Origin of the sequence: Kitasatospora sp. NPDC092948, from assembly GCF_044754805.1 — a bacterium.
Taxonomy (GTDB): domain Bacteria; phylum Actinomycetota; class Actinomycetes; order Streptomycetales; family Streptomycetaceae; genus Kitasatospora.
In genome coordinates, this window is sequence record NZ_JBIVPU010000010.1 from 111,216 (window position 1) to 136,044 (window position 24,829).

A 24,829-nucleotide genomic window follows, 5' to 3' on the forward strand; every position below is an offset into this window, starting at 1 on the left:
AGTTCAAACCCGCTTGCGCGATACCACGGAACGTGATATGAAGGTCACCCTGCGCACTTGTTCGAGTAGAATTCGCACGCCGCTCAGGCCAGGTCAGGGCCGTCCGAGAAACCCCCACTGTCGAGGGACTCGTCGACGACCCGCCCACCCCCTCGGCGATCTTGCCCAACCGGACACGGCCAGACCCCCACTGTCGAAGCCATGCCGGTATGCCGCAGTACGCCGATCTCGAACGGAGAGGCGACTCACCATGACGTTGCACCTGTCCCAGCCCCCGGCCGGCGCCCTGCGCGCCGTGTGCTCGGCCCTCGCACCCGAGGCGGCCCTGCCGCCGTCGGCGGCCGCCGTGCTCCGCCATAGCGCCGACCGCCCGGAGCCGCTGCTCGCGCTGCCGGTGCACGCCCTGCGCGGGCCGGAGCCCCGGCTGGCCGGGGCGGACTGCATCGGCTGGCGGTTCCTGCTGGCCGCCGGTCCGGACGCGGCGGGGCCGCCGTGTCCGCACGGGGACTGCGACGTCGCGGGCGGGCGGGCGGAGCACCGGCCGCTGGTCACCGGCGAGTTCACCGAGGACGGGCTGGAGCAGGTGGTGGCCGCCGCCGAGGTCGCCGCCGGCGCGGACGGGCCGGTGTTCTCGCACCTGCACGCCGGGCCCTACCTGGACTCCACGGTGCGGGCGCTGCGCCAGGCCTGGCAGCTGGTGCACCCCTCCCCCGCCCGCTACGAGCCGCGGCTGCTGTCGCTGCCCGAGCACTACGCGTCCGCGCTGTGGCTGCACAGCGCGCCGCCCGGGGAGGACCTGCTGATCCCGCTGGCCCCCGCCCCGCTCGGGGTGGCGGCCCATCAGGTGCTGCCCGCCGCGGAGCTGCTGGCCCGGCTGGCGCACGCCCCCGCCGCCCGACCCACCGCGCTGATCGGCTGACCCACCGCCGCAGACCACTGCGGCACCACCCGGACGGGCCATGCCGCACTGATCCGATCGGATCGTTGCGGGATGGCCCGTTCGGGCTCGGATCGGACCGCCCGCCGCCCGGTAGGGTGATCTCGACCGATCTTCTGTGGCGCATGTCACCAAATGCCTGCGCGATCGCCCGGAGAGTCGGACACTGGTGTCGGTCGGGAGGAGGACCAGACGTCCTACCCGGCTGACGCCGTTTCACACCTGATGCGGTGAGAAAAAATTTCCGTCGGCAGGGCGGGCGCCCCGGGGGTGGCCGTGCGGCGGCGCGAATCCCGAGCGAAGCGAGGTACAACGATGTGCCAGCACCGAACCGACTGTCCGTCCGCCGAGTCGTCCGACCGTGAAGCGGCCGAGGCGGTCGCCCGCCACCCCGAGCAGGGCTGGAGCCTGCTGTGCAACGGGGTGCTGCTGTTCGACGACACCGGCGAGCTGCTGCCGGACGGCCGCGTGATCGCCCCGCGCCGCACCCTGCTGATCGCCGCCTGAACGCCGCTCCGATCCACCCCGTCGCAACCGATCACCGCCCGCCAGGAGTGCGCCCTCCCGGCGGGCGTCGGCATGTCCGAGCCCCTCGACGCAACGGCACGCCACAACCTCGCGACGCAGCCCCTCGGCCCAGCCGCACGGTGAAGCGGCACGCCACAGCCTGCGCGACGCAGCCTCACGAACCGCCGAGCGGGTGCTCGGTGGGCGTGGACGGGTCGTACCAGAGGCTGAGCATCGGGGCGTGCCACCGCCAGCCGAGGGCGGTGTAGAGGGCGCGCCCCTCGGTGGTGCCGACCAGCAGGCCGGTGCGCGCGCCGGCCGCGTGCGCCTCGCGCTGCAGGGTGCGCATCAGCAGCGAGCCGAGGCCGCGGCGGCGGTGCTCGGGGGCCGTCTCGATCTGGTCGGCGACGGCGAGCAGCGGGGCGTCCGGCGCGACACCGACCGCGGGGCCGGGGCCGACCGCGGGGCCGAGGCCGATCTGCCCGCGTGCGGCGTACTCGCCGTCGACGGTGCGGACCAGGGCGCGGATCACGCCGCCGCGGCTCCAGGTGGTGATCCGGTAGCCGTCCGGGACGGCCGGGTCCTCGGGGCGCAGCCGGCAGGTCATCAGATGGCCGGGGACGTCCACGTGCCAGCCCGGCCCGATCCAGGGCAGGGCGCGTTCGTCCACGTCGAACAGCTTGAGCCAGGTCCACGGGACGGTGGTGCCCTCGGTGAGTTCGCGGACGTCCGTCTCGACGGGGGCGGGCAGCACGTGCCGCCAGGGGTGGCGGGGTTGGCCGACGTCGATGCTCCAGCCCCAGGGCTCGGCCCGGGGGTCGGCGGCGCCGCGGGAGACCGTCCAGCCGCTGATCCAGGCGCGGACGAGGGCGGGGACGGTCGGGTCGTCGGGCATGGCCACACTCCACGGCAGGCAACGGTCTCGCGGGCAGGGGTTCCGCAGGCAAGGGCCTCGAAGGTAAGGGTCCAAGTGCGCTTGTGGATCTTACCGAACGTGGGCGCGGGCCGTCACGGGGTTTTCCCCGCCCGCCCCTCGCCTCCGAGATGTCTGTACAGGTTGCGGAGCGCGTCATCCGCCGGCCATCCGCCGCACCGGTCCAGTCCACTTGGGCGGCCTAGGAATGGTCGCGGCCGGGCGGAGCGAAGCCCGGCACCGTGCACGAGGAGCCCCCGATGAGTCCCGAACTGTCGCGCCGCACCCTGCTGGGCGGCGCCGCCGCTGCGGCCGTGCTGTCCGCGCTGCCGCTGAGCGTCCGTCAGGCGCTGGCCGCCCCCGCCCGCCCGGGCAAGCTGGAGGACATCCAGCATGTGGTGATCTTCATGCAGGAGAACCGGGCGTTCGACCACTACTTCGGCACCCTGCCCGGAGTCCGCGGCTTCGGCGACCGCGCCGCGGTGCGCGGCGTCAACGGCCGCTCGGTCTTCCACCAGCCCGACCCGTCCCGGCCCGAGGGCTACCTGCTGCCGTTCCCGATGAACGCCGCCCACACCAGCGCCTACCAGCAGGGCGCGCCCGCGTTCGGCTACGGCGACTCGATGAACGCCTGGAACGACGGCCGGGCGGACGGCTCGGTGACCCGGCGCTCGTCCGGCTGGCTCGGCCAGGGCTACTACGAGAGCGCCGACATGCCCTTCTACCACGCGCTGGCCTCGGTGTTCACCACCTGCGACGCGTACTACGCCTCGGTGCAGTGCAACACCAACACCAACCGCGAGCACTTCATGTCGGGCACCAGCGGCGGCACCGTCCGCGACATCCCGATGACCGACAACTCCGAGCCCGCCGCCGGCTTCGAGTGGACCACCTACGCGGAGCGGCTGGAGCGCGCCGGGATCAGCTGGCAGACGTACCAGGCGCTGGACAACTTCGACGACAACGCGCTGGCCTGGTTCACCAACTTCATTCAGGCCAAGCCGGGTTCGGCGCTGTACGAGCGCGGCCTGCGGCAGGTCGGCGACCCGGCGAAGAAGGGCGACCCGTTCGCCATGGGCGACGCCCTGGTGGACGCGTTCGCCTCCGACGTGCGGGCCGACAAGCTTCCGCAGGTGTCCTGGCTGATCGCGCCGGCCGCGCTGTCCGAGCACGCCAACTACGCACCCCCGAACGGGGAGCATCTGACGGCCCGGCTGCTCGCCGCGCTGGCCGCCAACCCTGACGTGTGGGCGAAGACCGTGTTCATCCTCAACTACGACGAGCACGGCGGCTTCTTCGACCACCAGCTGCCGCCCGTCCCGCCGCTGGCCGCCGGGCGCGGCGCCTCCACCGTGTCGGTGGACGGCGAGGTGGTGGTGCGGGTGTCCAAGGGCGGCTCGACCTACCACCGGGTGGTCGGGCAGGACGGCCGCTACCGGGTCAGGAACGCGGACGGCAGCCTCGGCTGGTCGACCGCGCTGCCCGCCGGGGAGACCCTGGTGGCCGGGCCGTTCCCGATGGGCCTGGGCGTGCGGGTGCCGATGGTGGTGGTCTCGCCCTGGACCCGCGGCGGCGTGGTCGACTCCACGGTGTACGACCACACCTCGGTGATCCGGTTCCTGGAGAAGCGCTTCGGCGTCGCCGAGCCGAACATCTCGCCGTGGCGGCGGGCGATCACCGGCGACCTCACCAACCTGTTCGACTTCTCCGGGCAGGACCCGGCGTGGCCGACGCTGCCCGACACCTCCGGCAACCGGCAGAAGGTCACCGACACCGGCAAGCTGCCCGCGCCGACCGTGCCCAAGCCGCAGGCCTTCCCGCAGCAGCCGCGCGCCACCCGCACCGCCCGGCCCGTCCCGTACCACCTGCAGGTCAAGGCGCGGGTCCGCAAGGGCGTGCTCACCCTGGACCTGGCCAACCCCGGCCGGCAGGGCGCGGTGATCGCCGCCTACCCGGAGCCCGGCACCGCGCCCCGGCACTACACGGTGGACGTCAAGGGCAAGCTCTCCGACAGCTGGCAGCTCGGCCCGGACGGCTACGACCTGCGGCTGCACGGCCCGAACGGCGCGCTGTGGCACCTGCGCGGCGACGCGGCCAGCTCGTACGAGACGTCCGTCTCCGAGGACGGCGGGGGCGGCTGGCAGCTGGCCGTCGAGGTCGCCAACCGCACCGACGTCAGCCGGGTGATGACCATCGGCGACCTCGCCTACGGCGGCGGGCAGCGCGAGGTGCGGCTCGGCGCGGGCGAGTCCGCGGTCGTCAACCTGCCGGTGGGCAAGGAGGGTTGGTACGACGTGGTGGTCACTGCCCGGGACGACGCCCGCTACCGCTTCCGCCGGGCCGGCCGCCTGCCGAACCAGGCCGTCGGCCGCACCGACCCGGCGATCGGCCTGGCCGACCCGCTGGTCGTCGACGTCTCGCTGGGCTCCGCGTCCGCCACCATCGACGAGCCGCTGCTGCTCGCCGGGAAGCCCACCCGGCTCAAGGCCCGGTTCACCGCCGGCGCCGACCTCACCGCGCTGGACGCCGCGCCGATCCTGCCGGCCGGCTGGAGCGCCGCCCGCGTGGTGACCGCGCCGCCCGCGACTCTGGCCGCCGGCACGGCCGTCGACGCCGAGTGGGAGATCCTGCCGCCCGCCGCGCTGCCCGCGACCGGCACCGGCCGACTGCTGGTCACCGTCCGGGCGAGCGCCGGCGACCGCTACGCCGTCGCCGACGGGGAGGTCGCGGCGCGCATCGCCCCGTCGATGGGCGGCTACCTGCTCGGCGAGGACTTCGAGTCGCTGGCCCCGCAGCTCACCGCCGTCTCCGGCCTGCTCGGCTGGACTCCGAAGGCGCCCGCCGGCTGGTCCGTGGTCAACGCGCCCGGCATGCCGCAGGGCACCGTCCGGCTCCAGGGCTGGACCTTCCACACCAAGCGCGAATGGGCCTCCCTCGGCGAGCAGAACCGCGGCAACTTCACCCGCGGCCTCGGCCTCCTCGCCGTCGCCGACCCCGACGACTGGGACGACACCGGAAACCCGTCCGCCAAGGGCCGGTTCGACTCCACCCTGGTCTCCCCCGCCGTCCCGATCCCGCCCGGCACCGCCGACCTGTACCTCGCCTTCGACTCCCACTACCGCCAGGAGGCCCCCCAGAAGGCGTCCGTCACCGCCGTCTTCGACACCGGCGCCGAAACCCGCCTGCTCGCCTACAGCAGCGACACCACCGGCAACGACAACGCCGGCAAGGACGTCGAGAACACCTTCGTCACCCGCCGGTTCGCCGTCCCCGCGGACGCCAGGACGGTCACCCTGAAGTTCCGCATGTACGACGCGGGCAACAACTGGTACTGGGCGATCGACCACGTCCGCCTGGACGTCCGCCCGATCACCGGCTGATCCGGCGGCCGGGCCCCGTTCCTGACGCCTCGTCAGGAACGGGGCCCGGCCGGGCCGTTCAGAGGATCTGGATCGACCGGACCTTGGCCGGGCGGTTGGGGTAGGTGATGTCCGTCCCCCGGTCGAGGCGCACCGAGTCGCCGTTGACGTCGTAGTAGATCAGGTCGTTGTTGCCGGTGAAGATGCGGTCCACCCACCGCCCGCCGAAGTCGGTGGTGCCGGCGTTGGCGTAACAGTCCACGCGGTCCCCGCCGTCGCCGTGCGACCAGATCTTCAGGAAGTTCTCGCCGCCGACGCACTGCACGTGGTCGATGGCGAACGCGTGGCCGCTCGGCACGGTGACGGTGAACGCGACCGCAGCCGCGAACGCCGTGGCCAGCGAGCAGACGGCCCTCTTGGTCCTCGAGAACACGGGATCTCCCCTTCACGCGGAGCCGGCCGGCGGGCGGCCCGCTGCCGCCCGCCCGCTCCGGGAGCCCTCAAGTTAGCGAGGGCGGTCCCCCGTTCGGCCGCAACACTCCGAACGCGAACCGCCCTCGCGTGACTTCACCCGTTCGTGTCAGGGCAGTTGTCAGGGACGGGAGAAGAACGGTTTCTGGTCCAGCTGTTGGGGCAGGAACGCCAGCTGAAGGCCGTGGTCCAGCCGCAGGCGGAGGGTGTCGTCGGCGGCCAGCGCCTGGGCCAGGCGGCCGGCCAGCGGGCGCGGGTCGGCGGCGGGGTCGGCGAGGACCAGGGCGAGGGTGGCGTCCGCCTCGGGGGACGGGACGAGGTGGGCGGCGGAGACCTCCGGCTCGGCGGCCAGCAGGTCGCGCAGCGCCCGGTGCACCTCGGGGTCGGTGTGCGGCGGCAGGTAGGGCCGGTTCTCGGCGACGGCGCGCAGGCGGGCGCCGCCGAGCAGGTACGTGACCGGGCCGGCCGGGTCGACCAGCAGGATCTCGGCGCGCTCGGAGAAGGCGACCATCGCCGCCTGCGGGGCGGCCACCGGCGCGGGCCGGGCGTCCGCGCGCCAGCGGGTCATCGTCTCCATCGAGGTGAACGCGGGCAGCGCGCGCCGCCCGTCGGCGGCCTCCAGCACCGGCACCGCCATGTCGCTGGTCTTCTCGCGCTTGTGCCCGTTCTCGTCGAACTCCACCTCCCCGAGCACGGCCACGATCGGCACCATCAGCCGGCTCGGCGTCAACGCGGTCAGCAACTCGCCCTCGGTGGAAGGGTCCTGCTGCCAGGCGGCGAGGGCCGCGGCGAGGACGGGGTCGGCACTGCCGTCGTCCTCGGCGAACCCGGGATCGGGGATGTTCTTGCGCTCCACCCGTCGAGCGTATGCCACGTTTACGTCGGGGCGGTCGGCGGGCGCGGGCGCCGGACGGTCGGCGGGCGCGGGCGGGGCCTGCGGGAGGACGTACGGGGGGACGTACGAGCGGCCCGCCCCGGCGGGTTTGCCCGCGGGCGCGGCAGGGATGCGGCACGCTGGGCGCAGACGGTGGAAAAGGGTGGCAGATAGTGGCGGACGGTGGCGGATGCTGCCGGTGGAAGGGGAGCTCGTGGGGTACGACCCGATGTTCGCGGTCCGCAGGGCGGCCGAGGCGGTATCCGACGCGGCGAAGGACGTGGCCGCCGGGCACACCGGGTGGGACCGGCCGGCCGACGCCGCCAATTCGCTGGAGCAGATGGAGAAGCTGACCACCGCGCTGGCGGACCTGATGCGGCAGCAGGCCGAGGTGCTGCCCGGGCTGACCGCGGACCCGCAGGCGGTGGAGGCGGCGAAGCTGGTCTCGGAGGCGGTGGCCGGCGCCTCGAAGCTGGGCGAGCAGATCCGGAAGGCCGGCGGCGCGGCGCGCGCCGTTCGCTGACCCCGGGCCGTCGACGACCGCCCGCCGCCGTCATGATGATCGGATCGGCCCACCGGGTGTGGGCGCGTCGTCGGGCGGGAGTGGTACGGGCATGGGTGGGGTGCGGATCGGCGTCCTGGCGCCGTTGAGTCGGCCCGGCTGGGTCGAGGCCGGTCAACAGCTGCTGGGCGGAATGGAGTTGGCCGCCCGGGAGATCAACGCGGCGGGCGGCGTCGACGGCCGGCCGGTGGAACTGCTGGTGCGGGACACGGCCGCCGACCCGCAGCGGGCCGCCGCGGCGGTGACCGAACTGGCCGGCCTCGGGGTGACGGCGCTGGCGGGCGAGTTCCACAGCGTGGTGGCCCGCGCGGCCGCGGCGCAGGCGGACCGGCTGGGCGTGCCGTTCCTCTGCTCGTCGGCGGTGCTGGACGCGCTGACCGACGGCCCGACGGACGCGGTGGCGCGACTGGCGCCCGCGCAGTCGCACGGCTGGCGGGTGTACGCGGACTTCCTGCTCGCCGCCGGCCACCGCCGGATCGCGGTGGCGACCCAGCGCGGCACGTACTGGGAGTCCGGCGCCCGCATCCTGCGCGAGCGCCTCGCGGCGCACGGCGGCAGCGTGGTCGAACTCGATCCGGCCGACGTCCCTGGCGCACTGGCCGCCTCGGGGGCGAGCGCCGTCCTGCTGCTGACGGGCTTCCCGGAACCGGCGGTGCCGCTGGTCCGGGCCGTCCGCGCGGACCGACGGCTCGCCGACGTGCTGATCGGCGCCCCGGCCGGGCAGCCCGAATTCGCCGAGTGGGCAGCCCTGTTGGGCGCAGCGGGTGCGGGCGTGCCGTTCCTGCGCTACCTGCCGCGGCGCCTCGACCCGCTCGGGGCGCGGGTCGCGGACGCGCTGCGCGAGCACCTCGGCGGCGAGCCGTCGTTCGTCGCGTTCGAGGGCTGGGACACCGTCACCGTGCTGGCGGCGACGGCGGGTTCGGGCGCCGTCGACTGGTCCGCCGTGCGGGTGGCCGGCAGCCGGGGGCCGATCCGGTTCGAGCGGGTGCCGGGGATCGGCGTGTGGCAGTGGGCGTGGGCCCCGGTCCAGGTCGTCGACCGGGATCCGGCCGATCCGGCGCGCCTGCGGGTGCTGCACGGGGGTTGAGCCGCCGGACAGTGAGGTGCCCGCCCCCCGGGATTGCGTCCGGTGGGGGCGAGCACCGTGTCTCCCGGTCGGCCGTGGCGTCTGCGGACGGACAGCAGACGGGGGTTGAGCTGCCGGACAGTGAGGTGCCCGCCCCCCGGGATTGCGTCCGGTGGGGGCGGGCACCGTGTTTTCCGGTCAGCCGTGGCGTCTGCGGACGGACAGCATCAGGACCGTTCCGGCCAGCAGGATCAGTGCCGCGTACCCGAGCACGGGCGCGGTGGCCGTGCCGGAATGGGCGAGTTCGTGGCCGGGACGGGTCGGGCCGGGTGTCGGCGGGGCCGGGGGCGCGGGCGGGACGGGGCCGGTCGGCTCGACCGCCACCAGGGCGGTGGACTCGGGCGAGGTGACGGTCTCGCCGCCCGGCGCGTGCCCGGTGTCGATCGCGGTGTTGCTGATCAGGCTCTCCCGCAGGTCGTCCTCGGTGACGGTGTAGTCGGCGGTGCAGACCACCTGCTGGCCGGGGAGCAGCCGGGCGGTGTCGGCCGCCGGGCAGTCGGGTGTCGGCGGGGTGCCGTGGCCGGTGAACGCGGTCTCGGTGACGGTGATGTCGGTCTCGGTGACGTTGCCGGTGTTGGTGACGGTGAAGGTGTAGTGGACGGTTTCGCCGGCCTGGTGGACGACGGTCGGGGTCGCGGTCTTCACCAGGGTCAGGGCCGGGGTGGCCCGGGCGGGGAAGACGGCGGTGGCGTCCTCGGCGTGCACGGTGCGGCCGTCGGGGTCGGTGGCGCTCGCCGTGGCGGTGTTGGTGATCCGCCCGGCGTCGGCGTCGGCCGCGGTGACGGTGTAGGTGGCGGTGCAGGCGATGGCGACGCCGGGGGCGAGGGAGGCGGCCTCCGGCGGGCAGGTCACGGTCGGCGGGGTGCCGTGGCCGTCGAACGCGGTCTCCTGGACGTCGAGTCCGGTGAGGGTGACGTTGCCGGTGTTGGTGGCGAGGAACTGGTAGGTCACCGTGCTGCCTTCGGCGAGCGGGGTGTCGGCGGGGCCCGCGGTCTTGGTCAGGGTGAGGGCGGGCGCGGCGGTGGCGGTGACGGTGGCGCGGGCCTCGGCGGAGACGGGGTTGGCGAAGCCTTCCGGTGCCTGGCCGGTGGCGGTGGCGGTGTTGGTGATCGTGCCGGCGTCGATGTCGGCCTGGGTGGTGGTGTAGGCGGCGGTGCAGATCACGGAGGTGTTCGGGGCGAGGGTGAGCGCGGCGGCCGGGCAGTCGACCAGTGGCGCGCCGCCGGAGCCGGTGAACGCGGTCTCGTCGATGTGCACGTCGGTGAGGGTGACGCCGCCGGTGTTGGTGACGGTGAAGGCGTAGGAGAGGACGGCGCCCGCCCGGTCGACGGTGCCCGGGGTGACGCTCTTGGTGAGTGCGATGCCGGGTTCGGCGACGGTGAGCACGGTGGCGGTGGCGGCGTTGCTGACCGGGTCGGGCCCTTCTGCCGCGGTGCCGGTGGCGGTGGCGGTGTTGGTGATGGATCCGCCGGCCACGTCCTGCGCGGTGACGGTGTAGGTGGCCGTGCAGGTGGTGGTGGCGGCGGGGGCGAGGTCGGCGGGCAGGCAGACGGGGGCGGGTCTGCCGCCACTGCCGGTGAAGACGCTCTCGGTGATGGTGACGCCGGTGACCGGGACGGTGCCGGTGTTGGCGACCTCGTAGGTGTAGGTGATGGTGTCGCCGGTGGTGGCGGCGGCCCGGTCGACCTTCTTGCTGAGGCTCAGTTCGGCGTCGGTGCCCAGCGGGGTGGAGCTGATGACCTGCTGGTCGGCCTGCGGGCCGAGGCTGGCGATCACGGCGGGGTTGATCACCGTGGGGCCGGTGTAGTGCAGGCCGGCGGGCGGGGTCGGCGGCGGGTCCTCGGTGATGGTGCACTGCTGGCCGTCGTAGAAGGTGAGCGGTGCGGCGGTGGCGCTGCTCGCGCCGGCGGGGATGGTGACCGTCCAGGTCTGCGGCGGCTGGGTGCCGCAGGTGACGGTGCCGGTGAAGGTGAGCGGGGCGGGTAGGCCGCCGGCGGGGAGGCCGGTGAGCTGCTTGGTGACGGTGATGGTGGAGGCGGTGTTGTAGACCTGGAGCGAGACGGTGCTCTCGTTCGAGGCGGGGATGGCGTCGAGGAAGGCGTCGGGGCCGGTGGAGGACCGGGCGGTCGCGGTGTTGGAGTAGGTGCCGGGGATCGGTCCGGCCTTGCCGGTGACGGTGATGGTGACGTAGTCCTGTCCGCCGGCGATCTGCGGGATGGTGGAGGTGATGGTGCGGGTCGCCGGGTCGAACACCAGCGGGCCGCAGACCGAGGCGGCGGAGTTCGCCGTGCAGGTCGCCGAGCCGTACTCGAACGCGGTGGCCGGGGGCAGCGGGTCGGAGAACTCCACCGACTTGGCGGTCTGCGGCGCGGCGTTGGAGACCTTGATGGTGTAGGTGACGTCCTGTCCGGCCTGGACGGCGGCCGGCGTCACCGCCTTGTTGACGGCGATGTCGGCGCAGGGAACCGCCGCCGAGGTGGCGGCGCTGCTGCTGCCGGTGTTGACCAGCGGCTGCGCGACGAAGAAGTTCGTGCTGTTGGCGACCGTCAAGGTGGTGTTCGGGCAGGCCGCCAGCGGGGTCGGGTCGACCGGGTCGAGGGTCAGCACAATGGTCAGTTTGGCGCCGGGCGGGAACGCCCCGATGGTTCCCGAGAAGGCCATCTGACTGTCGTTGATGGTGGTGTCCTGGAGGAACGACGGGCAGCTGGCGCCGCCCTCGGCGGTGCACGACACGATGTGCACGTGGTAGGAGCGGTAGAGGGTCGTCTGCTGGCTCGGGTAGTCGCGGATCGTCGCGCCGTCCGCCGCGTTCGGGCCGTTGTTCGTGTAGGTGACGGTGTAGGTGTTGGGCATGCCCGGCAGCAGCAGCGGGTTGCTCTGCGTCTTGGTGACGGAGATGTTCGTCTCCGGGCACTTGTCGGGGGTCAGCCCGGTCGCGGTGGTTCCCGCCGTGCTGGTGCCGGTGTTGACCAGCGGCGCGGCGGTGAACACCTGCGCGGTGTTGAAGATCCGGTCGACGGTCGGGTTCCGGGTACAGGCGGTGGGCGTGCCGGACGGGTCGACCGTCATGACGACGGTCAGCACGGCGCCGGGCGGGAACGCGCCCAGGTCGCCGGAGTAGACCATGGTGTTGTTGGTGGCCGTGGTGTCCTGGATGAACGACGGGCAACTCACCCCGCCGGTGCCGTCGCAGGAGACGATGTGCACGGCGTACGAGGTGAAGATGTTCTGGTCGGAGCTCAGGTAGTCGCGGATCAGTGTGCCGTCCGCCGCGAGCGGGCCGTTGTTCTTGTAGGTGACGGTGTAGGTGTTGGGCATGCCCGGCAGGATCTGTGTGTTGGCCTGCGTCTTGGTGACGGAGATGTTCGTCTGCGGGCACTGGCTCGGGGTGAGGCCGGTCGCCGAGACGTACGCCTGGCTGGACAGGGTGTTGGTGACACCGTTCGGCGTGAAGAAGTTGGCGGTGTTGCCGACGATGTCCGCGGCCGGCGCCGAGGAGCAGGCCGGCTCCGGACCGAACGGGTCGACCGTCATCACCACCGTCAGGCTCGCCCCGGGCGGGAACGGCCCGGGGTCACCGGAGAAGATCATGGTGCTGTTGGTGGCGGTGGTGTCGTGGATGAACGACGGGCAGGACGCGCCGCCGGTGCCGTCGCAGGACACGATGTGCACGGCGTACGAGGTGTACAGCGACCTCGACGAGGACAGGTAGTCGCGGATCAGCGAGCCGTCCGCCCAGCCGTCGCCCTCGTTGCTGAACGTGACGGTGTAGGTGTTCGGTTGGCCCGGCAGGATCGTGGTCGACGATTGGGACTTGGTGACCCGCAGGCTCATCTGGTTCTTGATCGTGGTGCTGACCGAGCTGTCGTTGGAGCTCGGGTCCGAGTCGGTGGCCCCCGGCGGCGGGTCGATGTGGGAGGACGCCGTCACCGAGGACGGCGAGGGGGCGCCGTAGCGGCCGGTCACGGTCAGGGTCAGCACGCCGAGGTGCGGCAGGCTGACGGCGGTGCCGGAGATCTGACTGTTCGTCACCGTCAGCGCCGCCGGGCAGGCGGCGCCGGCGGCGGCCGAGCAGGTGGCGGCCACGTTCGTCGCGGCGGCGGGCAGGGTCACGGTGAACGGCGCTCCGTCGGCCGCGGTCAGCGTGTTGTCCGTCATGGTCACCGTGTAGGTGAACTCCTGGCCGGCGGAGGCGCTGGTCGGCCCGGAGATGTTGGTCGTCACGTCGACGACGTCCCCGGCCGCGGCCGGATCCACCGGAGGCGCGACGCGTTCCGGCTGCGGCGCGACGGGCTCTGGCGACGCAGCCGGGGCCGCTGCCGGCGCCAGCGGGTCGGCTGCGGCCAGCGGCGGGGCGGAGAGTGCCACCAGCCCCCAGGTCAGCAGCGCGGCCAGGAAGGGCGCACACCGTCTCCGTCGAAATGCCGACCACGCCTCGACCATGTAGGACCAGCCCTCGGTGTCGGCCGATCGGGCCGGGCAGCCCCGGGTCCTGACCGGCGGATGAGCACGCAACGGGCCCCACGCTCGCCCGCCGACGTGCACCCGACCGGCAGGCAGGCACGGAGAGCGCCGGAAAATCAGTCGTATGAACTACCCGGAACGGGGATCTACCGCCCGGTAGGGCGATGTGGCAGGGTGCGGGCCATGGCTCTCGCTGAAACCGCCGCGACCAGCGGCACCGTGTCCGACCGCGCCAGGTACGACCGGGCGACGGCCCACCTGGACGCGCCGCTGGCGATCGTCGACCTGGCCGCGTTCGACGCCAACGCGGCGGACCTGGTGCGGCGGGCCGGCGGGAAGCCCGTCCGGGTGGCGTCGAAGTCGGTGCGCTGCCGGGCGCTGCTGGAACGGGTGCTGGCGCGGGACGGCTTCGCGGGCGTCATGAGTTTCACCCTCGCCGAGTCGCTGTGGCTGGCCGGCAGCGGGTTCACGGACGTGCTGCTGGCGTACCCGTCGGCGGACCGGGCCGGGTTCGGCCGGCTGACGGCGGACCCGGAGCTGGCCCGGCAGGTGACGGTGCTGGTGGACGACGTGGCGCAGTTGGAGCTGATCGACGCGGCCCGGGAGGGTTCGGCGACGGTGCGGGTCTGCCTGGAGCTGGACACCTCGCTGCACCTGCTGGGCGGCCGGGTCCGGGTCGGGGCCCGGCGCTCCCCGCTGCGGACGCCCGAGCAGCTGGGCCGGCTCGCCGAGACGGTGAACGGGCGGCGCGGCTTCCAGGTGGTCGGGCTGATGGCGTACGAGGGCCATGTGGCGGGCGTCGGGGACGCGCTGCCGGGCCGGCCTCTGCGGTCGGCGGCGATCCGGCTGATGCAGGCGAAGGCGCGGGCCGAGCTGGCGCAGCGGCGCGCCGAGGTGGTGCGCCGGGTGCGGCAGGTCGCCGACCTGGAGTTCGTGAACGGCGGTGGCACCGGCAGCGTGGAGTCCACGGTGGCGGAGGCGGCGGTGACGGAGGTGGCGGCCGGTTCGGGGCTGTTCGTGCCGCGGCTGTTCGACAACTACCGCTCGTTCCGGGGCCGTCCGGCGGCGCTGTTCGCGCAGCCGGTGGTGCGCCGGCCCGGGGTCGGCGTGGTGACGGTCCTCGGCGGCGGCTACCCGGCGTCCGGCCCGGCGGGCGCGGACCGCTCCCCCGTGCCGTACCTGCCGGCCGGGCTGCGCTACGACCCGCAGGAGGGCGCGGGCGAGGTGCAGACGCCGCTGCTGGGCTCGGCGGCGGACGACCTGCTGATCGGCGACCGGGTGTGGTTCCGGCACGCGAAGGCCGGTGAGCTGTGCGAGCGGTTCGCGCAGCTGCACCTGGTCGAGGGCGACGCGGTGGTGGAGACGGTGCCGACGTACCGCGGCGAGGGCCGCACGTTCCTCTGACCGGATTTTCTTCGGCCGGCCGTGTCGAGAACGCCGTCGCGGCTCCGTCCCCGGGGTGAAGGCGACCACAATGGGTCGCGTCACCACCGAGGAGTGAGAACCATGGCGAAGTACCTGCTGCTGAAGCACTACCGGGGCGCCCCGGACGCGGTGAACTGCGTGCCGATGGACCGGTGGACGCCCGAGGAGGTCTCGGCGCACATCCAGTACATGAACGACTTCGCGGACAAGCTGCGGGAGAGCGGCGAGTTCGTCGACGCGCAGGCGCTCGCCCCGCAGGGCACCTGGGTGCGGTCCGACGGCGAGGGCCGCCCGCCGGTCACCGACGGGCCGTTCGCCGAGACCAAGGACCTGATCGCCGGCTGGATGGCGATCGACGTCGACTCCTACGAGCGGGCGCTGGAGTGCGCCGCCGAGCTGTCCGCGGCGCCGGGCGCGAACGGCGAGCCGATCCACGAGTGGCTGGAGCTGCGCCCGTTCCTGACCGAGATGCCGGACACCGTCACCGAGTGAGCGACCACCCGCAGGACGGCATGCCGGACGAGGCGCTGCTGCGCGCGTTGACGCCCGAGGTGCTGGCCGTCCTGGTGCGGCGCGGCGCGGACTTCGCGGCGGCCGAGGACGCCGTCCAGGAGGCGCTGCTGGAGGCGGTGCGGACCTGGCCGGCCGATCCGCCGCGCGACCCGAAGGGCTGGCTGATCACGGTCGGCTGGCGGCGCTTCCTGGACGCGGCGCGCTCGGACGCGGCGCGCCGCCGCCGTGAGGACCTGGTGGACGAGCGGCCGGAGCCCGGTCCGGTGCCGGCCGCCGACGACTCGTTGCAGCTGTACTTCCTGTGCGCGCACCCGTCGTTGACGCCGGCCTCGGCGGTGGCGCTGACGCTGCGCGCCGTCGGCGGGTTGACGACCCGTCAGATCGCGCAGGCGTACCTGGTGCCGGAGGCGACCATGGCGCAGCGGATCAGTCGCGCGAAGCGGACGGTGAGCGGCGCGCGGCTGGACCGGCCCGGCGACCCGGCGACGGTGCTGCGAGTGCTGTACCTGGTGTTCAACGAGGGCTACTCGGGGGACGTCGACCTGGCGGCGGAGGCGATCCGGCTGACCAGGCAGCTGGCCGCCCGGGTCGACGATCCGGAGGTGTCCGGCCTGCTGGCGCTGATGCTGCTGCACCACGCCCGCCGGGCCGGGCGCACCGCGCCGGACGGCAGTCTCGTCCCGCTGGCCGAGCAGGACCGCTCCCGCTGGGACACCGCGCTGATCGCCGAGGGGGTGACGGTCCTTCGATCCGCCCTCGCCCGCGACCGGTTGGGCGAGTTCCAGGCGCAGGCCGCGATCGCCGCGCTGCACGCGGACGCGCCGACGGCCGAGGAGACCGACTGGGTGCAGATCGTGGAGTGGTACGACGAACTGGCCGCGCTGACGGACAGTCCGGTGGTGCGGCTCAACCGGGCCGTGGCCGTCGGCGAGGCGGACGGCCCGCGGGCGGGCCTGGCCGCGCTCGCCGAGCTGGACGACGCGCTGCCCCGGCACACCGCCGCGTCCGCGTACCTGCACGAGCGCGCCGGCGAGCTGCGGACGGCGGCCCGGCTGTACGCCGAGGCGGCGGCGAAGGCCGGGGCGGTGGCCGAGCGGGACCATCTGGTGCGGCAGGCCGCGCGGCTCAACACTCTTCTGCGCGAGGAGGGTTGAGCCGCGGCGGCACCGCTCAGGTGGTGGTGCCGGGGCCCGTTCCGGTGGCGCCCTGGAAGTCGGCGATGCCCTTGACGATGGTGTCCATCTGATCGACGCCCGGGGCCTTGTCGGCGATGTCGAAGCCCAGGTGGACGGCGACCAGCGCCTTGCCGTTCGCGGCCGGGAAGACCACCGTCTCCACGTACCCGTTGTTGCCCTTGGGCGCGTCGACCTGCCAGCGCACCAGCCAGCCGGCCCGGCCGGCCACCGTGACCGCCTCGTTCTTCAGCTCCTGGTGGCCGGTGATGTCGCCGTAGGAGTCCTTCGCGGCGGCCGCGATGTCCTGCTGTGCGGCCTGCTTGGCGTCACTGCCGCTGATCTTGCTGGTGTTGACGCCGCCCAGCGAGCAGCTGTCCGAGCCGTCGACGCAGGTGTACTCGCCGACCAACGCGCTGGCGAAGCCGTCCGTGGTGGTGCCGCCCGTCCAGCCGTCCGGGACCGGCACCGAGACGCCGTTGACCGCGTCGACGGCGAGGTTCGCGCTCGCGCCGCCGCCCTTCCCGCCGCCCGGGCCGTTGCCGCCCCCCTGGCCGGGGAACCCGGGGAAGCCCGGCAGGCCGTTGCCCGAGCCGTTGCCCTTGCCGTTCCCGCCGCTGCTGCCGTTCCCGCCGCTCCCGCTGCCGCCGCCGTTCTGGCCGCCGGAGCCGTCGCCCGGGTTGCCGTTGTAGCCGTGCCGGCCCTGCGACGACGGCTTGGCGGCGGCGGACGTGTCGGAGTGCCCGTCCATCGCCAGGTAGGTGACGCCGGAGCCGACCGCCAGGCCGAGCAGCGCGGCCACCGAGGCCGCGATCACCACCGGCTTGGACGGTCCGCGGCGCTGCTTGGCCGACGGCTGCTCGGCGTACGGGGGCAGCGGCGGGTACTGGACGGCCTGCCCGGAGGCATCCAGCACGGTGCCCTCCAGGACGGTGGTCTCCTCGGTGTCGGACGCGGGCGGCACGGCGTCCGCGGGCGTGCCGCCCGGCGGGCCGGCGGGGGCGTCGGTGGACGCGCCGGTGTAGGCGTCCGCGGGCGTGGCGGCGGGGGCGGCCGGGGCCGGACGGGTGCTGGCGGTCCAGCCCTTGCCGTCCCACCAGCGCTCGGGGCGGGGGTCGCTGTCGGTGTCGACGGGGTCCGGGTACCACCCGGCCGGAATCTGCTGCTCACTCACACCCAAGACCCTAAGCGGCCGCGGATAAGTGGGAAATCAGCGTGCGGCCACAATCCGGGGTCCGGCGATGAGATTCGGGTGAGAATCGCGCACAACCGCCATTCGGGTGGTCCCGATACGCCGGCCGGGGCGCGTCGGGCGCACGCCGATGGCGCGTCGCACTACCGGGGCGCGACGGCGCGACAGGATGCGCGCCATGACCTCTCGACCCGTGATCGGGATCAGCACCTTTCTCACCGACGCCGGCTGGGGACGGTGGGACAGCATGCGGTCGGTGCTGCTCCCCGAGCGCTACCCGGCCCTCTTCCAGGAGGCCGGCGGCATCGCCGTCATGCTGCCGCCCGACGCACCCGAACACGCGGCGACCGTGGTGTCCCGCCTGGACGGCCTGGTGCTCGCGGGCGGCGAGGACGTCTCCCCCGCGCTGTACGGCGAGCCCGCCCACCCCCGCACGGTCGCCACCGCACCCGAACGCGACCTGTGGGAGGCCGCGCTGATCCGCGCCGCGCTCGCCGCCGGAACCCCGCTGCTGGGCATCTGCCGCGGCATGCAACTGCTCAACGTGGTCTGCGGCGGCTCACTGATCCAGCACCTGCCGGACGTCGTCGGCGAGCACCACGACCACCTCGGCGCCCCCGCCGAGTACGGCCGCCACCCGATCCAGCCGGTCGCCGGCACCCTGCTCGCCGACCTGCTCCCCGAGCCGTCCGTCGTCGTCCCCACCTACCACCACCAGGCCGTCGCCCGCCTCGGCGAAGGCCTCACCGTCTGCGCCCATGCCACCGACGGCACCGTCGAAGCGGTCGAGGGCCCCGGCTTCACCCTCGGCGTCCAGTGGCACCCCGAGCAATCCGAGGACCGCCGCCTCGCCCACGCGCTCGTCCACGCCACCCGCCGTTCCGGCGTCCCCGTCCCCGTCCCGGCCGTCTGAGCCTCACCGACGGCCGTCGTGCGGGAGTGGTGACTGTCGTGCGGGAGCGGTGGCTGTCGTACGGGAGCGGTGGTCAGGGCGCGCAGTAGGCGTCCAGCGCGTTGATGTCCCGCTTCAGCGCCTCGGTGGCGGGGCCGTCCCAGGGGTGGTCGTCGAGGAACTGCTGGGCGTCGTTGCGGACGTCCTGCCAGTCGGTGTCGTCGGTGGGGGCGCCGGCGTTGGCCAGGTCCTGCCGGGTCCGCTCGACGGCGTCGCCGCAGGCGCTCGCGGTCCGGGCGGCGGCCGGCGGAGCCTGCACCGCCGTCCAGACCAGTGCGGCGAGCGGCAGGGCGGCGAGCAGGGCGGCAACGCGCTTGCGGGGCACGGCAGTCATTCGGATCGACTCCTGTTCTGACGGTTCGTCAGTCACTGTACGAACCCGACGTGCACTTCCCCAGGCACCACGCCACCGTCCCCCCAACTCCCTCCGGTCACGGGAGCGCGAGGCCGGCCGCTGCGGCGACGGTGCCGAGGGCCGCGGCACCCAGCAGGCAGGGGACGACGCCGCGGCGCAGGGCGAGCAGCCACAGCGCGGCGAGGGCCAGGATCGCGTACTGCCACGGCTGGTGGAGGGCCAGCGCCAGCGGAATCGCGGAGCCGGCGATCGCGCCGATCACGGCCGGGCCGGCGCCGGTCAGGAAGTCCTGGACGGCGGTGTTGGCGCGCAGGCGGTCGAAGTGGGGCGCGCCGAGCAGGACGAGTAGGAAGGACGGGCCGAACGCCACCGCCGCGGCGAACAGTCCGCCGAGGACGCCCGCCACCGCGTAGCCGACCACGGCGACGGTCTGCACGACCGGGCCGGGGGTGATCTGGCCGAGCGCGACCGCGTTCAGGAACTGGCCGTCCGTCATCCAGTGGTAGCGGTGCACCGCGTCCTGCTGCATCAGCGGAATGATCACGAAGCCGCCGCCGTAGGACAGCGCGCCCACCTTGAAGGCGACCCAGGCGAGCGCGCCGAGTCCGCCGGTCGCGGCCAGGCCCGGGACGAGCAGCGGCAGCACCGCGCGCGGGGCCTCACCCTCCGGTCGGGGCAGTGCGGTGTCACCCGTTCGGCTGGTTCGGCGAGCGCCACCGTCGGTTCGGGCGGCACCGCGGTTGTCTCGCCGGGCACCGCCATCGATTCGACCGGCGCTGCGGTTGTCGCGGAGGACACCGCGATCGGTTCGGCGGGTGCCGCGCCGGAAGGCGATCTCGGCGGCACCGGTGGCCAGCAGGACCAGGACCAGCCACGGGCCGGTGAGGATCGCCGCCGCCGCGCCGAGCAGCAGGTAGCCCGCCCAGCGGACCCGGGCCGCCCCGTTGCCCGAGCGCTGGAGGCTGGCCGGGACGAGCGCGCTCGCGGCCTGCGCGGCGACGGCGGCGACCGCCGCGCCCGCCCCGGCCGCCGCGCCGAGCACCCAGCGGGGCGGGTTTCCGGCCAGGAACAGCGCGGACAGCAGCAGGATCAGCAGCAGCCCGGGCAGGATGAACGCGGCCCCGCCGACCAGCGCGCCGACTGTCCCGCGCACCCGCCAGGCGGTGAGGATCGCCAGCTGGGTGGAGGCGGGGCCGGGCAGCAGATTGGTGGCGGCGATGCCGTCCTCGAACTCGCTCGCGGCGAGCCAGCCGCGCTGCTCCACGCACAGCCGGCGCAGCAGCAGGATGTGCGCGGGCGGTCCGCCGAACCCCAGCACGCCGATCCGGCCCCACTCCTTGGCGATCACCGTCAGCGGCACCTGCTCCGTCACCACTGCGCGCTCCTGTCCACCGACTCGAAAACCCGCACGACCTGCGCGGATGCGGGCCGCACCCTACCTGACCCGAATGGCCTACAAGGGAACGACAACGGTCACCAGTGCAGCCTTTGGATCTTCCTCCGAATTGGGGTTCACTTCGGGGTCGGAGACCGGAGCGGAGGAGCCTCGATGGCCGAGCACGAGCACGCGCACGCGCACGACGACCACGATCACGGCCACGATCACGGCCATGGGCACGGCGGCCACGGCGGCCACAGTCACGCCGTCTCGGCGGATGCGGACCGCCGCTGGCTGTGGAGCGCGCTGATCCTGCTGGTGGTGTTCATGGCCGGCGAGGTGGTGGTCGGTTTCGCGGCCCAGTCGCTGGCGCTGATCTCGGACGCGGCGCACATGCTGACCGACGCGGCGTCGATCGCACTGGCCCTGGTGGCGATGCGGCTGGCGGCGCGTCCGGCGCGCGGCGGCTACACGTACGGCCTGAAGCGGGCGGAGATCCTCTCCGCGCAGGCGAACGGAGTCACTCTGCTGGTGCTGTCGGCGTGGCTGGGCTACGAGGCGGTCTCCCGGCTGATCGCGCCGCCGGCGGTGGAGGGCTCGCTGGTGCTGGTGACGGCGCTGGTGGGCGTGGTGGTGAACCTCGCGGCGACCTGGTGCATGTCGAAGGCGAACCGGTCCTCGCTGAACGTGGAAGGCGCTTTCCAGCACGTCCTGACGGACCTGTACGCGTTCATCGCGACGGCGGTCGCCGGTGCGGTGGTGCTGTTCACCGGCTTCGCCCGGGCGGACGCCATCGCCTCGCTGGTCGTGGTGGCGCTGATGCTGCGGGCCGGGATCGGGCTGGTCCGGGACTCCGCGCGGATCTTCCTGGAGGCGGCGCCGGCCGGCATCGACCCGGACCAGGTGGCGGACCAACTGGTCGCCACCCCGCAGGTCGACGAGATCCACGACCTGCACATCTGGGAGATCACCTCCAACCAGCCCGCACTGTCGGCGCACATCCTGGTCGCCCCGGGCGGCGACTGCCACGCGGTGCAGCGCGAGTTGCAGCGCCGGCTGCGCGAGGAGTACCGGATCACCCACGCCACCCTCCAGGTCGACCACGTCGGCGAGAGCGGCACGGACGACCTCCTCCAGATCTCGTCGGACAGCGCGGCGGCAGCCGCCGAACAGGAGGCCCGCGAGCACTGCGAGGACGCCCACGGCCCGGTGCACCGCTCCGGCCCGCACCCGCACTGACCCCCTGTCAGGGCCTGACTGTCACCGGCATGCGGCATGATCGGGGGGTGACCGCACCGAACACACCGCGCCTGATGCTGCTCGACACCGCCAGCCTCTACTTCCGCGCCTATTTCGGCGTACCGGATTCGCTGCGCTCGCCGCAGGGCGAGCCGGTGAACGCGGTGCGCGGGCTGCTGGACTTCATCGCCCGCCTGGTCCAGGACCACGGCCCGGACCACCTGGTCGCCTGCATGGACGCCGACTGGCGCCCCCAGTGGCGGGTCGACCTGATCCCCACCTACAAGACCCACCGCGTCGCCGAGACCGCCACCGCCGGCGAGGAGGAGGTCCCCGACACCCTCGCCCCCCAGGTCCCGGTGATCGAACAGGTCCTGGACGCCATCGGCATCGCCCGCGTCGGCGTCCCCGACTACGAGGCCGACGACGTGATCGGCACCCTGGCCACCCGCGCCACCGGCCCCGTCGAGATCGTCACCGGCGACCGCGACCTGTTCCAACTGGTCGACGACGCCCGCGCGGTGACGGTCCTCTACCCCGCGAAGGGCGTCGGCGCCGCCCAGCGCATGGACGACGCGGCCCTGCTGGAGAAGTACGGTGTCCCCGGCTCGTCCTACGCCGATCTCGCCGCCCTCCGCGGCGACGCCAGCGACGGCCTCCCGGGCGTGAAGGGCATCGGCGAGAAGACCGCCACCCAACTGATCCAGACCTACGGCGACCTCCCCGCCGTCCGCGCCGCCGCCGCCGACCCCACCTCCAAACTCACCCCGGCCCGCCGCAAGAACATCCTCGAAGCAGCCCCCTACCTCGACGTCGCCCCCACCGTGGTCCGCGTCGCCACCGACATCCAACTCCCGCCCTTCGACCCCCAGTTGCCCCGCGAACCCCGCGACCCCATGGCCCTCGAACACCTCGCCACCCGCTGGGGCCTCGGCACCTCGCTGACCCGCCTCCTGGACACCCTCGCGGCCAACCACTGAGTTCAGCGGTTGGCTCCCGGCCGTGAGTTCTCCGCGAGGCGTGTGCCTGGCGGGTACCACGAGCGTTCCGCCAGCGCCGGTGTACGCCATGGCGGCCACAACGGGGATGCGGAGCCGGATGCAGGTCTTCACCATGCGGGGGGGTGCGGGCGGCCGTCACACCGGCGGAGCCTCCGTCACTTGTCCGCAGTGGAGGGCCGTCAGGTCTTCAGGCCCGTCATCTCGCTGAAGGCTGCCGTGCCGGAGTAACCGATCAGGAAGCCGACCAGCAGACCACCCCAGAAATCCTCAACGGTGATGAAGGACTGCGCCTCTGACTTCCGGGCCGAGAAGATGATGGCGGCCCAGCTGAGGATCGCCGAGAGCGCCAACGCGAGGAGGGCAGCCCCGGTATGGCCATGATCGAGGAGGCCGTCGGTCCTTGCGCCCTGCAGGGATCGCGCGGCACTCCCGACCACCCCGCCTGAGGCCCCGCCCAGCATGACGTTGCGCATCGCGGACTTGACGGGAACGGTGAACGAGGTGGTGTTCGAGAAGACCCGCCTGCGCCCGCCCGCGGTACCTCCGGATTCCGGTGGCGGGCGCTCCCCATCGTCGGCGGGCTTCGATGTCGGCCTGACCTCGAACCCGTAGATCACCGTCAGCTGCAGGTGGTACTTCGCAGGAATGAAGAAGGGGCTACGACCGGTTCCCAGCCGGATGGTCCAGACGTCGGTGCAGCCCGGCTCGAGTGCGGCGCTGGCCGGAAGCGAGCCAACCAGTTTGGCTCGCTCGCCGCTGTCGCGCATAGTGACGTTGGTATCGCCGTGTCTGTTGGTGACGCGCACGTTCCGCAAGTAGCCCGAGATGTTGACGTCGCCATGGATCGATTCGACATGGAGCTGGGACTTGACCTTCAGCCAGGTGACTCGATTCGCCCGTTCCAACTCGCCCACCTGGCGGCGGATTCGCCTGCCCTGCGGGCCCTCGCGATCCGCCAGGTCCGCGAACTCCTCCTCCAGGTCCGCGATGCGGCGGTCACGGGCCCCGATCTCCTTGACCGCCTTCCGTTCCGCGCGGCGGCCGCGCCACCCCAAACCGGGTTCGGGCGGGCCGTTGGGACGCTGGCGGAGCTGTGTCGGCAGGCTCAATTCGACCGAGTCGATCCAGGCGGACTGGGCGAACGGATTCTTGATGTGCAGGTAGAGCGTGAAGTCAGTGCCGGAGTAGACGTCTGGGACTGAGAGGTCAACCGACAGGTCCAGCAAGCCCAGCTGAGCCGGAAGCTCGTTCGGTGGGATCGTCACACCGGTAGACGCTATCGGCCGACGAACGCTCGCGCGGCCGTTTCCACCGGACAGCGTTCGACCCACCGCACAGCAGCCGGACACGCTCTACGGCACCATCGCGCAGTCGCAGCACTCGGACCTCGTCCCTGCACAGCGGGCCGCCGGCTGACGATCACGTACACGTCGCCGCCCCTCGCCGAATTGCAGAGAGCTCACAACAACTCCTCCCCACAGCCGAGGAGTTCCGTACCGACGGCGGCGGCCGTCTCCATGCACCCCATGGCCCTGGAGTCCCTCGCCGAACGCTGGGGCCTCGGCACCTCCCTGACCCGCCTCCTGGAGGTCCTGGCCGCGCGCCGGTAACGCGTCAGCTGCACGGGTTCCGGGTGGCTGTGGGAGTGTTCCCGGCCGGGGGGCGGTGGAGGTCGTACCAGAGGACGGGCTCGTCGAGGCGGGCGGCGTCGCCGGCGATGGTCAGGTTGGGCAGCAGCGAGGGGTCCGGCTGGGGAATCTCGCCGTAGTCCTCGTCGTCGGCGGCGACCGGGAGCTGGTGAATGATGGCGGCGATCCGCGCCGGAAGGTGAATGTCCAGGCCTTCGCGGCCGCGGGCGATGATGTCGTCGCGGACGTGGGTGGGGAGCAGGCTGCCGTCGAATGCGACGGGGGCGACAGGTGAACGGGGCTCCTCGGCCATCGCCTCGGCCCGATAGCGCCACAGGTCGGCGTCCTCGAACTCGGCGCAGCTGCGGTGCAGCAGGTTGAGGCAGCTGGCGGCGGTGTAGCTGCCGGCGCCGGCGGCGAACTCCCACCAGAACTGCGCGGCCTCCCGGTGGCCGGTCGCCTGGAGCAGGGCCCCGAGGACCAATGCGCCCCCGGGGTGGATGCGGTGACTGTTGACCAGTTGCCCCAGCGAGGTGGGGGCCTGGGGCTGGGCGAGGACGAGCGAGACGGCGAGGCCGAGTTCGTGAGCCGCCTGGTCATGTTCAGTGCCCATCGGGTGCGGCGCACCGAACAGGCGGCTCCAGACGTTGCGGGCCGCGACCGCCGGTTCCGGCTCTGACGGGTCGTGGTGCCCCTCGTCGGTCGGTCCGGTCCGCTGTCCTGCGCAGGAGGAGGCGGAGCCCGAGCGGTCGCGTCCCATG

Annotated in this window: 20 protein-coding genes; 11 read left to right on the forward strand and 9 right to left on the reverse strand. The window is 73.4% G+C overall.

The window, feature by feature from the left end; translation table 11 throughout:
- Window positions 1–250 precede the first annotated feature (250 nt).
- Together ACIQF6_RS26100 and ACIQF6_RS26105 are read left to right on the forward strand one after the other, a co-directional pair.
- Window positions 251–919 (forward strand): hypothetical protein, encoded by a 669-nt coding sequence (locus ACIQF6_RS26100; protein WP_400899091.1) that lies wholly within the window; start codon window positions 251–253, stop codon window positions 917–919.
- Between the two features lie 333 nt (window positions 920–1,252).
- A complete protein-coding gene (locus ACIQF6_RS26105; RefSeq protein WP_387633798.1) occupies window positions 1,253–1,444 on the forward strand; it encodes a DUF5999 family protein in 192 nt (63 codons plus the stop codon).
- Between the two features lie 175 nt (window positions 1,445–1,619).
- On the opposite strand, the gene ACIQF6_RS26110 is transcribed toward ACIQF6_RS26105, so the two are convergent.
- Window positions 1,620–2,339: a GNAT family N-acetyltransferase gene (locus ACIQF6_RS26110; protein WP_400899094.1), complete on the reverse strand. Its 720-nt coding sequence runs from the start codon at window positions 2,337–2,339 to the stop codon at window positions 1,620–1,622.
- A 278-nt stretch (window positions 2,340–2,617) separates the two neighbouring features.
- Between ACIQF6_RS26110 and ACIQF6_RS26115 the strand changes: the two genes are divergently transcribed.
- Window positions 2,618–5,737 (forward strand): phosphocholine-specific phospholipase C, encoded by a 3,120-nt coding sequence (locus ACIQF6_RS26115; RefSeq protein WP_400899096.1) that lies wholly within the window; start codon window positions 2,618–2,620, stop codon window positions 5,735–5,737.
- Window positions 5,738–5,795: 58 nt separating this feature from the next.
- On the opposite strand, the gene ACIQF6_RS26120 is transcribed toward ACIQF6_RS26115, so the two are convergent.
- On the reverse strand, window positions 5,796–6,149 hold the full coding sequence (locus ACIQF6_RS26120; protein WP_400899098.1) for a beta/gamma crystallin domain-containing protein: 354 nt from the start codon (window positions 6,147–6,149) through the stop codon (window positions 5,796–5,798).
- A 159-nt stretch (window positions 6,150–6,308) separates the two neighbouring features.
- Window positions 6,309–7,043, reverse strand: a complete 735-nt coding sequence (locus tag ACIQF6_RS26125) for an SseB family protein (protein ID WP_400899100.1) — start codon at window positions 7,041–7,043, stop codon at window positions 6,309–6,311.
- A gap of 217 nt (window positions 7,044–7,260) precedes the next feature.
- Between ACIQF6_RS26125 and ACIQF6_RS26130 the strand changes: the two genes are divergently transcribed.
- Together ACIQF6_RS26130 and ACIQF6_RS26135 are read left to right on the forward strand one after the other, a co-directional pair.
- Window positions 7,261–7,584 carry a hypothetical protein gene (locus tag ACIQF6_RS26130; protein ID WP_400899102.1) on the forward strand — a complete coding sequence of 108 codons (324 nt, stop codon included), beginning with the start codon at window positions 7,261–7,263 and terminating at the stop codon, window positions 7,582–7,584.
- A 91-nt stretch (window positions 7,585–7,675) separates the two neighbouring features.
- Window positions 7,676–8,710: an ABC transporter substrate-binding protein gene (locus tag ACIQF6_RS26135; RefSeq protein WP_400899104.1), complete on the forward strand. Its 1,035-nt coding sequence runs from the start codon at window positions 7,676–7,678 to the stop codon at window positions 8,708–8,710.
- Window positions 8,711–8,887: 177 nt separating this feature from the next.
- Here the strand turns inward: ACIQF6_RS26135 and ACIQF6_RS26140 are convergent, their stop codons facing one another.
- Complete coding sequence (locus ACIQF6_RS26140; RefSeq protein WP_400899106.1) at window positions 8,888–13,264, reverse strand: hypothetical protein; 4,377 nt, start codon at window positions 13,262–13,264, stop codon at window positions 8,888–8,890.
- Window positions 13,265–13,396: 132 nt separating this feature from the next.
- Here ACIQF6_RS26140 and ACIQF6_RS26145 point away from each other — a divergent pair, with 132 nt between their 5' ends.
- From ACIQF6_RS26145 to ACIQF6_RS26155, 3 genes are all read left to right on the forward strand, one after another.
- Window positions 13,397–14,617: an alanine racemase gene (locus ACIQF6_RS26145; RefSeq protein WP_400899108.1), complete on the forward strand. Its 1,221-nt coding sequence runs from the start codon at window positions 13,397–13,399 to the stop codon at window positions 14,615–14,617.
- 102 nt (window positions 14,618–14,719) lie between these two features.
- On the forward strand, window positions 14,720–15,130 hold the full coding sequence (locus tag ACIQF6_RS26150) for a YciI family protein (protein ID WP_400899110.1): 411 nt from the start codon (window positions 14,720–14,722) through the stop codon (window positions 15,128–15,130).
- A gap of 20 nt (window positions 15,131–15,150) precedes the next feature.
- Window positions 15,151–16,305: an RNA polymerase sigma factor gene (locus ACIQF6_RS26155; protein WP_400899374.1), complete on the forward strand. Its 1,155-nt coding sequence runs from the start codon at window positions 15,151–15,153 to the stop codon at window positions 16,303–16,305.
- Between the two features lie 16 nt (window positions 16,306–16,321).
- On the opposite strand, the gene ACIQF6_RS26160 is transcribed toward ACIQF6_RS26155, so the two are convergent.
- Window positions 16,322–17,497 carry a DUF2510 domain-containing protein gene (locus ACIQF6_RS26160; RefSeq protein ID WP_400899112.1) on the reverse strand — a complete coding sequence of 392 codons (1,176 nt, stop codon included), beginning with the start codon at window positions 17,495–17,497 and terminating at the stop codon, window positions 16,322–16,324.
- 196 nt (window positions 17,498–17,693) lie between these two features.
- On the opposite strand from ACIQF6_RS26160, the gene ACIQF6_RS26165 reads away from it, so the two are divergent.
- Window positions 17,694–18,428 (forward strand): gamma-glutamyl-gamma-aminobutyrate hydrolase family protein, encoded by a 735-nt coding sequence (locus tag ACIQF6_RS26165; RefSeq protein ID WP_400899114.1) that lies wholly within the window; start codon window positions 17,694–17,696, stop codon window positions 18,426–18,428.
- 73 nt (window positions 18,429–18,501) lie between these two features.
- Here ACIQF6_RS26165 and ACIQF6_RS26170 read toward each other — a convergent pair whose 3' ends face one another.
- Window positions 18,502–18,801, reverse strand: a complete 300-nt coding sequence (locus tag ACIQF6_RS26170; RefSeq protein WP_400899116.1) for a hypothetical protein — start codon at window positions 18,799–18,801, stop codon at window positions 18,502–18,504.
- A 97-nt stretch (window positions 18,802–18,898) separates the two neighbouring features.
- On the reverse strand, window positions 18,899–20,194 hold the full coding sequence (locus ACIQF6_RS26175; protein ID WP_400899118.1) for a chromate transporter: 1,296 nt from the start codon (window positions 20,192–20,194) through the stop codon (window positions 18,899–18,901).
- Window positions 20,195–20,371: 177 nt separating this feature from the next.
- On the opposite strand from ACIQF6_RS26175, the gene ACIQF6_RS26180 reads away from it, so the two are divergent.
- Both ACIQF6_RS26180 and ACIQF6_RS26185 read left to right on the forward strand, forming a co-directional pair.
- On the forward strand, window positions 20,372–21,439 hold the full coding sequence (locus ACIQF6_RS26180; protein WP_400899120.1) for a cation diffusion facilitator family transporter: 1,068 nt from the start codon (window positions 20,372–20,374) through the stop codon (window positions 21,437–21,439).
- A gap of 74 nt (window positions 21,440–21,513) precedes the next feature.
- Window positions 21,514–22,419 carry a 5'-3' exonuclease H3TH domain-containing protein gene (locus ACIQF6_RS26185; protein ID WP_400899376.1) on the forward strand — a complete coding sequence of 302 codons (906 nt, stop codon included), beginning with the start codon at window positions 21,514–21,516 and terminating at the stop codon, window positions 22,417–22,419.
- Window positions 22,420–22,619: 200 nt separating this feature from the next.
- On the opposite strand, the gene ACIQF6_RS26190 is transcribed toward ACIQF6_RS26185, so the two are convergent.
- Together ACIQF6_RS26190 and ACIQF6_RS26195 are read right to left on the reverse strand one after the other, a co-directional pair.
- Window positions 22,620–23,705 (reverse strand): hypothetical protein, encoded by a 1,086-nt coding sequence (locus tag ACIQF6_RS26190; protein ID WP_400899122.1) that lies wholly within the window; start codon window positions 23,703–23,705, stop codon window positions 22,620–22,622.
- Window positions 23,706–24,054: 349 nt separating this feature from the next.
- Window positions 24,055–24,828 (reverse strand): hypothetical protein, encoded by a 774-nt coding sequence (locus ACIQF6_RS26195; protein ID WP_400899124.1) that lies wholly within the window; start codon window positions 24,826–24,828, stop codon window positions 24,055–24,057.
- Between the last annotated feature and the right edge of the window lies 1 nt (window position 24,829).